The sequence below is a fragment of the Thauera sp. 63 genome (assembly GCF_000310165.2).
Lineage (GTDB): Bacteria > Pseudomonadota > Gammaproteobacteria > Burkholderiales > Rhodocyclaceae > Thauera > Thauera humireducens.
In genome coordinates, this window is the sequence record NZ_AMXC01000059.1 from 1 (window position 1) to 7,499 (window position 7,499).

Genomic DNA, 7,499 nt, shown 5'->3' on the forward strand with positions numbered 1-7,499 from the left:
GCGCAAGGTCTGCACCGTCGACGTGGCGGTTTCGATCGGCGCCGCGCGGGCGGCCTGGGCCGTCGCCGGCTTCGCGGGCTGCCCGGCCTTTGCGGGGGCCGGCGCGGACGCCTTGGGTGCTGCGGGCGCAGCGGCTTCCAGCCTCGGCTGCATCGAATCGGCCAGCTTCTGCACCTCGTCCGCCACCTTCTGCAGGTCGGCAACCGACGGCGGGCCGCACACCTCGCGCCACATGCGCTCGTCGACCGAGCTCGGCGTCACCCGCAGCGGCGTCTGGTCCTCGACATTCTCCTCGCGCACCAGGTTGTCATCGGCGTCGAGATACACGCGCTTGATGGTGGAGAAGGTCCGGTTCTGGCAGTCATACCGGTTCAGGGCCTTGATCGTCGCATATCCCGCCGCCGCGACCTCGTTGTTGGCCAACACCACCCGCCCCCACGACACCTTGGTGCCACGATCCGAAGTCAGGATGCTGCCGCGGTCGATCTCCACCCGGCGGTTGCGATCACTCAGCACCAGCTGCCAGTCGGCGGCGAGCGCGACCTGCAGCGGGCTGGCGATCATCAGGGCCACGAGGGCCAGGCGGGAGAGTTTCATCGATGCGGAGAACGGGCAGTAATGCAATCCTATACGGCGTGCGCACCGAAATCTTGAGCACCTTGCCACACACGAGGGCATACAGTATCGTCCGCAGTTCTCGTTGGGGGTGCCCGCTGCGCACGGGCTGAGAAACACCCTTGGAACCTGATCCGGCTCGCACCGGCGTAGGGAAACGTCAATATGCGTTCGTCCGCTTCATCCGCCGCTGCAAGCAGCAGCACGTCCCGTATTTCCAATGTGGTCTCGATCGCCGGCGTGGACCCGAGTGGGGGCGCCGGCGTGCTTGCCGACCTCAAGGCCTTCTCGGCGCTCGGCGCCTATGGCTGCGGCGTCATCGCTGCGCTGACGGCACAGAACACCCAGTGCGTGACCGGCGTGCATGTACCGCCGACCGACTTCCTGCGCCTGCAGATCGACACCCTGTTCGCCGACGTCGCAATCCACGCGACCAAGATCGGCATGCTCGGCAGCGCCGAGGTCACCGCCACCGTGGCCGACCGACTTGCCCACTGGCAGGCCGCCAACGTCGTGCTCGACCCGGTCATGGTCGCCAAGAGTGGCGACAGCCTGCTGGCCAGGAGCGCGATCGCGATGATGCGCGAGGCGCTGTTCCCGCAAGCCTTCCTGATCACCCCCAACCTGCCCGAGGCGGGCGTGCTGCTCGAACAGCGTGCGCCGGAAACGGTCAAGGAGATGTACCGCGCTGCCGAGCGCCTGCGCGAACTGCTGCCAGTCTCGAGCGAGCGCTGGGTGCTGCTCAAGGGCGGCCACCTGCCCGGCAACGACCTCGTCGACCTGCTGTTCGATGGTGACCGCATGGTCGAACTGCCCGCGCCGCGCATCGAGACCAAGAACACGCACGGCACCGGCTGCAGCCTCTCGTCCGCCATCGCCGCCCTGCTGCCGCAGCGGGCAGGCGGGTTCAGGCCGGTGGAGTCGGCCGTGCGCGAGGCACGCCAGTGGCTGCTGGGCGCCATCGCACATTCGGGCGAGCTCGGCGTCGGCAGCGGACATGGCCCGATCCATCACTTCCACGCACTCTGGCGCCGGAACGCAGCTCCGCACTGAAGCGGCCTCCCCCGCTGATCCCTGCCCGATCGTCGATTGCTCGCGCGGACACCCAGCCGCGCGCCCTTACACAACACCATAGCGCCCCACGGAGACACCCTACATGAACGCCAACGAAAAATTCATCGCTGCCACGGCCCAGGTGGATGAAGCCGCGATTGCCCCGCTGCCCAACTCGCGCAAGATCTACGTCGAAGGCTCGCGCCCCGACATCCGGGTGCCGATGCGCGAGATCACCCAGAGCGACACCCCCGCCTCCTTCGGCGCCGAGCCCAACCCGCCGGTCTTCGTCTACGACTGTTCCGGTCCGTACTCCGACCCCGCGGCCAAGATCGACATCCGCTCCGGCCTGCCCGCGCTGCGCCAGCGCTGGATCGAGGAGCGCGGCGACACCGAGGTGCTGCCCGGCCTGTCCTCCGAGTACGGTCGCATCCGCGCCGCCGACAGCGCGCTCGACGAGCTGCGCTTCCCCGGCCTGCACCGTGCGCCGCGCCGCGCCAAGCCGGGCGCCAACGTCACCCAGATGCACTACGCCCGGCGCGGCATCATCACGCCCGAGATGGAATACATCGCCCTGCGCGAGAACCTGAACCGCGAGCAGTACATCGCCTCGCTGCGCGCCACCGGCCCCAAGGGCCAGAAGATGGCCGACATGATGCTGCGCCAGCACCCGGGCCAGAGCTTCGGTGCCAGCCTGCCGCCGGTGATCACGCCCGAGTTCGTGCGTGACGAGGTCGCCCGCGGCCGCGCCATCATCCCCAACAACATCAACCACCCCGAATCCGAGCCGATGATCATCGGCCGCAACTTCCTGGTGAAGATCAACGCCAACATCGGCAACTCCGCGGTCACCTCCTCGATCGCCGAGGAAGTCGACAAGATGACCTGGGCGATCCGCTGGGGCGGCGACACGGTGATGGACCTGTCCACCGGCAAGAACATCCACGAGACCCGCGAGTGGATCATCCGCAACAGCCCGGTGCCGATCGGCACCGTGCCGATCTACCAGGCCCTGGAGAAGGTCAATGGCAAGGCCGAGGACCTGAGCTGGGAGATCTTCCGCGACACCCTGATCGAGCAGGCCGAGCAGGGCGTGGACTACTTCACCATCCACGCCGGGGTGCTCTTGCGCTACGTGCCGCTCACCGCCAACCGCATGACCGGCATCGTGTCGCGCGGCGGCTCGATCATGGCCAAGTGGTGCCTGGCGCACCACAAGGAGAGCTTCCTCTACGAGCACTTCGAGGACATCTGCGAGATCATGAAGGCCTATGACGTGGCCTTCAGCCTGGGCGACGGCCTGCGCCCGGGCTCGATCTACGACGCCAACGACGCGGCGCAGCTGGGCGAACTCAAGACCCTGGGCGAACTGACCGACATCGCCTGGCGTCACGACGTGCAGGTGATGATCGAGGGCCCCGGCCACGTGCCGCTGCACCTGATCCGCGAGAACATGGACCTGCAGCTCGAGCAGTGCAAGGAGGCACCCTTCTACACCCTGGGGCCGCTCACCACCGACATCGCGCCGGGCTACGACCACATCACCAGCGGCATCGGCGCGGCCACCATCGGCTGGTACGGCACCGCGATGCTGTGCTACGTGACGCCCAAGGAGCACCTGGGCCTGCCCAACAAGCAGGACGTCAAGGAAGGCATCATCACCTACAAGCTCGCCGCGCACGCCGCCGACCTGGCCAAGGGCCACCCGGGCGCGCAGATCCGCGACAACGCGCTCTCCAAGGCGCGCTTCGAGTTCCGCTGGGAAGACCAGTTCAACCTCGGCCTCGATCCGGACAAGGCCAAGGAATTCCACGACGAGACCTTGCCCAAGGACTCGGCCAAGGTGGCGCACTTCTGCTCGATGTGCGGCCCGCACTTCTGCTCGATGAAGATCACCCAGGACGTGCGCGACTTCGCCGCGCAGCAGGGCCTGGATGAGGCCGAGGCGCTGAAGAAGGGCATGGAGGTCAAGGCCGTCGAGTTCGTCAAGAGCGGGGCCGAGGTCTACCGCAACGTCTGACCTGGCTTACGGGAGGGGTCGCGGCCGGCAAGCGGCCCCGCCCGTGCGCCGGGTTCGACCCAGATCAAGGTCGCCGACGTCATCGTGGTCCATAGTCTACCTGGCTGTTCGCGTCGGTTTTCGCGGACCCACCTTCCCTTACCAGGAGACGCCTCATGACTGCCATGATGAAAGCGACGGTCTTCGTCGCCCCCGGCCGCATCGAACTGGTCGACAAGCCGATCCCCGCGATCGGCCCGAACGACGCCCTGATCCGCATCACCACGACCACGATCTGCGGCACCGACGTCCATATCCTGAAAGGCGAATACCCGGTCGTGCCGGGCCTGACCATCGGCCACGAGCCGGTCGGCGTGATCGAGAAGCTCGGCAGCGCGGTGCAGGGCTACCGCGAAGGCCAGCGCGTCATCGCCGGGGCAATCTGCCCCAACTTCAACTCCTATGCCGCGCAGGACGGCGCCGCCTCGCAGGACGGCAGCTACCTGATCCCCTCCGGCCACTGCGGCGGTCACGGCTACAAGGCCACCGCCGGCTGGCGCTTCGGCAACCTGATCGACGGCACCCAGGCCGAGTACGTGCTGGTACCGGATGCCCAGGCCAACCTCGCGCCGATTCCCGACGGCCTCACCGACGAGCAGGTGCTGATGTGCCCGGACATCATGTCCACCGGCTTCAAGGGCGCCGAGAACGCCAACATCAGGCTCGGCGATACGGTGGTGGTGTTCGCCCAGGGACCGATCGGCCTGTGCGCCACCGCCGGCGCCCGGCTGATGGGCGCGACCACGGTGATCGCGGTCGACGGCAACGATCACCGCCTCGGCATCTCGAAGGTCATGGGCGCCGACGTGACGCTGAACTTCCGCAACTGCGACGTCGTCGGCGAAATCATGAAGCTCACCGGCGGGCGCGGCGCCGACTCCGCGATCGAAGCCCTGGGCACCCAGGCCACCTTCGAGCAGGCGCTGCGCGTGCTCAAGCCCGGCGGCACCTTGTCCAGCCTCGGAGTGTATTCGAGCGACCTGACGATTCCGCTGTCGGCCTTCGCCGCCGGCCTGGGCGACCACCGCATCAACACCGCGCTGTGCCCGGGCGGCAAGGAACGCATGCGCCGGCTGATGAACGTGGTCGCATCGAACCGCGTCGATCTCGGCGTACTCGTCACCCACACTTACAAACTCGACGACATCGTCGCCGCCTACGAGCTGTTCGCCAACCAGCGCGACGGCGTGCTGAAGGTGGCGATCAAGCCGAACTGATGCAGCGCTGAACACGGCAACGAAAAGGGCGCCCGCGGGCGCCCTTTTCGATCCGCCGCGACGCGGCCCGGATCAACGCGCCGTTTCGGCGACGAAGATCTCCACGCGGCGATTCATCGCACGACCCGACGCCGTCGCGTTGTCGGCGATCGGCTGGCGCGAGCCGCGACCGTCGATCGCGATGCGCTGCGACGACACGCCGCGCGCCACCAGATAGTCGCGCACCGCGGCGGCACGGTTGACCGACAGCGGGTTGTTGATGGCGTCGGTGCCGGTGCTGTCGGTGTGGCCGACGATGGAAATGGTCGTGACCGGATGCTGGTTCAGGCTGTTCGCCAGACTGTCGAGCACCGGGCGCATGTTCGGCTTGATGTCGTAGCGGCCGGTATCGAAGGAGATGTCGCTCGGGATATCGACCTTCAACTGGTTGTCGGCAGTCTGGCTGACGCCGATGCCGGTACCCGCCGTCGCCTGCTCCATCTCGGCCTTCTGCTTCTGCATGTTCTGCGACCACAGGTAGCCGCCCGCCGCACCGATCGCGGCACCAACGGCAGCGCCCGTCGCCGTGCTCTTGGTCTTGTTGCCGCCCGCGGTCGCGCGGCCGATGACCGCACCGGTCACGGCACCGATGCCTGCGCCGATGCTCGTGTCGCGCTGGGTTTCGCTCATGTTCGCGCAGCCCACCAGCCCGCTCGCGGCAACGGTGAGCGCAGTCAGGGAAACGACGATCTTGTTCATGGTTCTCAGCCTCCGGATTTGTAACAGGCCAGTCGATTATGGGCGCGAGCCCCGACTCCACGCCTGTGGCAGTGTGCAACAAAGCATGACGACGGCCGATCAGGGATAACGCGATCAGCCGCGCAGCGCGTTGAAGATCGAGTAACCCGCCCAGGTCATCAACACCGATCCGCCGACATGCAGGGCGAGATGCAGCGCCAGCCAACCCACAGCACCCCGCTGCAACAGGTGGAAGGCCTCCGCCGAGAACGTGGAGAAGGTCGTCAGCCCCCCCAGCAGGCCGGTCGTCAGCAGCAGTTTCAGGGCCGGGCTCATCGCCGGCCACGCCTGGACGAGCCCGAGCGCCACGCCCATCAACAGGCCGCCCACCAGGTTAGCCACCAGCGTGCCGAGCGGCACGAGAGTGAAGAGCGGATTGAGCCAGAGACCCAGCCCCCAGCGCAGCCACGCGCCGCACGCAGCCCCCAGGCCCACGGCAAAGAATGCAGCCGTCCCCATCGCTCCTGCCATCCCCTTGTCCCCCGTCCGGCCGACAAACCGCCGGCATGGGCCGCAGTTTACCCAAGCGCGGGACCGAGGGGAGGGATCGGCGCCCGAGGCACTCAGATGTCTGCCACCGCCGTCAGGTGGCTACCCGCCGCACGCATGTCGGCACCGCTCGGATGCTGGAACACGCGCAAGCCGAACTCCGGGATGATGGCGAACAGGTGGTCGAAGATGTCGGACTGGGTCCCCTCGTATTCAGCCCAAACGGTCGTGTTGGCAAAGCAATACACCTCCAGCGGCAAACCGTCGGCCGTCGGTGCCAGCTGCCTCACCATCAAGGTCATGCCCTGATGCACGCCGGGGTGGCGACGCAGGTAACGCTCGACATAGGCACGGAAGGTGCCGATGTTGGTCACCCGCCGGCGGTTGACGACGTCGCGCTCGGCGCGCGGCAGCGTCGCATTCCAGGCCTCGAGTTCGGCCTCCTTCGCCGGCAGGTAGCCGTCGAGCAATGCGAAGCGATCCAGCCGGCGGCGCTCCTCGTCGGTCAGGAAACGCACGCTGTGCTGGTCGACGTAGAGACTGCGCTTGATCCGTCGCCCGCCCGCTTCGCGCATGCCACGCCAGTTGCGGAAGGAATCCGAGATCAGCTTCTTGGTCGGGATCGTCGTGATGGTCTTGTCGAAGTTCTGCACCTTCACCGTGTGCAGGGCGATGTCGATCACGTCGCCATCGGCGTTGAGCTGCGGCATCTCGATCCAGTCGCCCACCCGCACCATGTCGTTGGAACTGAGCTGCACACTCGCCACCAGCGACAGCAGCGTGTCCTGGAAGATCAGCATCAGCACCGCGGCCATGGCGCCCAGGCCGGACAGCAGGATGAGCGGCGAACGGTCGATCAGGCTCGCCACGATGAGGATCGCGGCGACGAGGTAGATGGCGATCTTGAGCACCTCGATATAGCCCTTGATCGGCCGCAGGTGCGCGTCAGGGCGGCGCCGGTAGAGCGCGTTCAGCAGATTGAGCGCCTCCGCCAGGGCCAGCGCCACCGTCAGCACGATGAAGGCGCTCGACACGTTCTCGACCACGGCAACCAGTGCCGCCGGCAAGGCCGGCACGGCGCGTATGCCAAGCATCAGCACCAGCGCGGGCACCACGTTCGACAGCCGCGACACCACGCGCAGGGGCGTCAGTTCGAGATCGTTCGCGACCACCACCGCGCTCAGCAGACGGCGCAGGCCGCGCAACAGGATGTGCTTCGTCATCCAGTTCGCAAGCCAGGCCACGAGTACCAGCCCGATCACCACGACCACGGCATAGGCGGGCGGATG

The 7,499-nt window shown here is 67.2% G+C and carries 7 protein-coding genes and 1 riboswitch; of the genes, 3 read left to right on the forward strand and 4 right to left on the reverse strand.

Annotated elements, in window-relative coordinates; translation table 11 throughout:
• A partial coding sequence (locus C664_RS19740) for a surface-adhesin E family protein (protein ID WP_332306868.1) occupies nucleotides 1-564 on the reverse strand: 564 nt, incomplete at its 3' end.
• A gap of 128 nt (nucleotides 565-692) precedes the next feature.
• A riboswitch (TPP riboswitch) is annotated at nucleotides 693-788 on the forward strand.
• Between C664_RS19740 and thiD the strand changes: the two genes are divergently transcribed.
• The 3 genes from thiD to C664_RS19755 all read left to right on the forward strand — a co-directional run bounded on the left by thiD (nucleotide 781) and on the right by C664_RS19755 (nucleotide 4,944).
• On the forward strand, nucleotides 781-1,668 hold the full coding sequence (thiD, locus tag C664_RS19745) for a bifunctional hydroxymethylpyrimidine kinase/phosphomethylpyrimidine kinase (protein WP_038012617.1): 888 nt from the start codon (nucleotides 781-783) through the stop codon (nucleotides 1,666-1,668). (Overlaps the previous riboswitch by 8 nt.)
• Before the next feature lie 103 nt (nucleotides 1,669-1,771).
• Nucleotides 1,772-3,688: a phosphomethylpyrimidine synthase ThiC gene (thiC, locus tag C664_RS19750; protein ID WP_004293502.1), complete on the forward strand. Its 1,917-nt coding sequence runs from the start codon at nucleotides 1,772-1,774 to the stop codon at nucleotides 3,686-3,688.
• A gap of 155 nt (nucleotides 3,689-3,843) precedes the next feature.
• Nucleotides 3,844-4,944: an NAD(P)-dependent alcohol dehydrogenase gene (locus tag C664_RS19755; RefSeq protein ID WP_004293503.1), complete on the forward strand. Its 1,101-nt coding sequence runs from the start codon at nucleotides 3,844-3,846 to the stop codon at nucleotides 4,942-4,944.
• A gap of 72 nt (nucleotides 4,945-5,016) precedes the next feature.
• Here the strand turns inward: C664_RS19755 and C664_RS19760 are convergent, their stop codons facing one another.
• From C664_RS19760 to C664_RS19770, 3 genes are all read right to left on the reverse strand, one after another.
• Nucleotides 5,017-5,682 carry an OmpA family protein gene (locus C664_RS19760; RefSeq protein ID WP_004293505.1) on the reverse strand — a complete coding sequence of 222 codons (666 nt, stop codon included), beginning with the start codon at nucleotides 5,680-5,682 and terminating at the stop codon, nucleotides 5,017-5,019.
• Nucleotides 5,683-5,796: 114 nt separating this feature from the next.
• Nucleotides 5,797-6,180, reverse strand: coding sequence for a fluoride efflux transporter CrcB (gene crcB / locus C664_RS19765; RefSeq protein WP_004293506.1), 384 nt, complete (start codon nucleotides 6,178-6,180; stop codon nucleotides 5,797-5,799).
• Nucleotides 6,181-6,284: 104 nt separating this feature from the next.
• The coding region (locus C664_RS19770; RefSeq protein ID WP_004293507.1) for a mechanosensitive ion channel family protein at nucleotides 6,285-7,499 on the reverse strand (1,215 nt) is incomplete at its 5' end.